The organism is Mesorhizobium sp. M1E.F.Ca.ET.063.01.1.1 (genome assembly GCF_003998155.1).
Taxonomy (GTDB): domain Bacteria; phylum Pseudomonadota; class Alphaproteobacteria; order Rhizobiales; family Rhizobiaceae; genus Mesorhizobium.
Window position 1 is genome coordinate 1 of record NZ_RZSC01000883.1, and the last position, 2,236, is coordinate 2,236.

Sequence of the window (2,236 nt, forward strand, 5' to 3'; positions counted from 1 at the left end):
GGGTAGCATCTGCCGCGGGATCGTCAGGCCGGAAGCCTTGATCGCGTAGTCGACTTTGCCGTTCTGGGAGACGCCGTCCATGCCGAACGCAGCGCTGAACTGCGTCGCTCCGAACTTGCCGACAGGGCTCTCCACCTCGAAATCCTTGAAGCCGTAGTTGCCGTCGATCCTTTCCCAGACGGGCAGCGCGGCCTGCAGAAGCGTCTTGAGCTCCGCCTGGTTGGCCTTGAGCTTGGCTTCGTCCTCATTGGCCACGGCAAAGGCAAGCAGGTCGAGCAGCGGCTTCGTCCGCACGCCCTTGCCCTTCGCGTCCACCGACAATTCCGGCGCTTTCAGCGTCAACGGAAAATTCATTCCGCTGTCGGGATCGTCGACCTTGATCGTCTCGACGAAGCTCGAGACTTTTTGCGTCGCGGTGAAGTCGACACCGCCATTGGCCGACTTGGTGGCGGCGATGGTCGCGGTGCCGGCGCCGGCGGTGACGTCCGCCTGCTGCTTGGCTTCCCGCGATGTCATGGTCATGCCGGCCATCGAGCTGGCGCCGCTGGTGAAGGCGGCGAGGTTCGGATCGTAGACTGCGGTGCCCTTGCCGTCCTTGACCGCGAGTTGCATGCTTTGCGGACCTTCCGGTCCGTTGAATTCGAAAGACATGCGTTGCGAGAAATCCGAGGCGACGTCCCAGGAACCATCGCTGCGCGGCTTCACCGTCAAGGCGTAGGGCGCCAGGTCGAATTTCAGCGACTTCTCTTCCGGTAGGGCATTGACCAGCGCCTTGATGTCGACAACGACTTTGTAGGCATCGCCTTCCACCGAGACCTTGACCACGCCACTGTCAAACGCCTGTTTGCCGAAATAGCGCGCCAGACTGTCGGAAAGCTGCTTCGCGCCCTGGCTGTCGACAGTTTGGGCAAGGGCCGGTGCACTGAAAGCAAAAACGAAAACAAGTGGTAAAACACGCTTCACGTCAGTTCTCCGTTGGTCTCGGAAGGCAAACCGTTTCGCGCTTCTGGTAGGGAAGAAGCGTTACGGCTGCAAGACGGTGACTGTAAGCCAAAACCCTAAGCCGCTAAAGCACCAGCCGCATCAGCGGCCGGCCGGGCTTGCGCTCCACAAGCCTCTCGAAACCGGCCTTCTCGAACACCCGTGACGAGCCGACGAACAGCCCGATCGAGCGCGAGTCACGCGAGAGATCGATCGGGCAGGCTTCCAGCAGCCTGGCGCCATTGTCGCGGGCAAAGGCGATGCCGCCGTCGACGAGGCGATGGGTGATGCCCCTGCCCCGCGCCTTGACGCGGATGAAGAAGCAGGAGATCGCCCAGACGCTCGCGTCGCCGGCGTCGGCCGGATCGATCGGCGCCGAACCCCTGCCCTGATTGTTCCACTCGGGCACGTCGGCGCGCGGACCGATCTGCATCCAGCCGACGGCCTTGCCCTCCTCGAAAGCCAGAAGTCCCGGCGGCGGGCCGGCTTCGATGCGCGCCTTGATGTGATCCTTGTTGCGCTCGCGGTCGCTCGCGCGGCGCTCCGCCGGCGTCAGCCGGAAATGCGTGCACCAGCAGCCGTAACAGGCGCCTTGCTTGCCGAACAGGTCCTCGAAGTCGACCCAACGCTCTGGTGTCAGCGGTACTATGGTCGTGCTCATACGTTCTCCCCAGGCCAAGCTTGTTGCCGGCCCTGCACTGTCGTACCATTGCGTTTGTTCTCTTTATGTTCGCAGCGATGGCGGCTCCTGTCAACAATCCCGAACACGGTTTTTGCCGCGACTGTCTGGCGCTGCAGCGCAGCGAGGCGCGCCGTTGCGAGCGTTGCGGCAGTCCGCGCCTCGTCCGTCATCCCGAGCTCTACCGGCTGCACATCGCCCATATCGACTGTGACGCCTTCTACGCGGCGATCGAAAAGCGCGACAATCCGGCGCTGAAGGACAAGCCGGTGATCGTCGGTGGCGGCCGGCGCGGCGTCGTCTCCACCGCCTGCTACATCGCCCGCATCCAGGGCGTGCGCTCGGCCATGCCGATGTTCAAGGCGCTCGAAGCCTGCCCGGACGCTGTGGTCATTCCCCCCAACATGGAGAAATATGTTCAGGTCGGCCGCGAGGTGCGCGCGCTGATGCAGGCGCTGACGCCGCTCGTCAAGCCGCTTTCGATCGACGAGGCGTTTCTCGACCTGGCCGGCACCGAGCGCCTGCACGGCATGCCGCCGGCGCTTGTGCTGGCGCGCTTCGCGCAGACCATCGAAA

Annotated in this window: 1 protein-coding gene and 2 pseudogenes; 1 reads left to right on the forward strand and 2 read right to left on the reverse strand. The window is 63.8% G+C overall.

The features are described 5' to 3' along the window. Both EOA29_RS33780 and EOA29_RS33785 read right to left on the reverse strand, forming a co-directional pair. Nucleotides 1-963, reverse strand: a pseudogene (locus tag EOA29_RS33780) (hypothetical protein); the annotation flags it as partial. A gap of 103 nt (nucleotides 964-1,066) precedes the next feature. Next, nucleotides 1,067-1,642 carry a GNAT family N-acetyltransferase gene (locus tag EOA29_RS33785; protein WP_126093487.1) on the reverse strand — a complete coding sequence of 192 codons (576 nt, stop codon included), beginning with the start codon at nucleotides 1,640-1,642 and terminating at the stop codon, nucleotides 1,067-1,069. A 65-nt stretch (nucleotides 1,643-1,707) separates the two neighbouring features. On the opposite strand from EOA29_RS33785, the pseudogene EOA29_RS33790 reads away from it, so the two are divergent. Continuing rightward, a pseudogene (locus tag EOA29_RS33790) lies at nucleotides 1,708-2,236 on the forward strand (DNA polymerase IV); the annotation flags it as partial.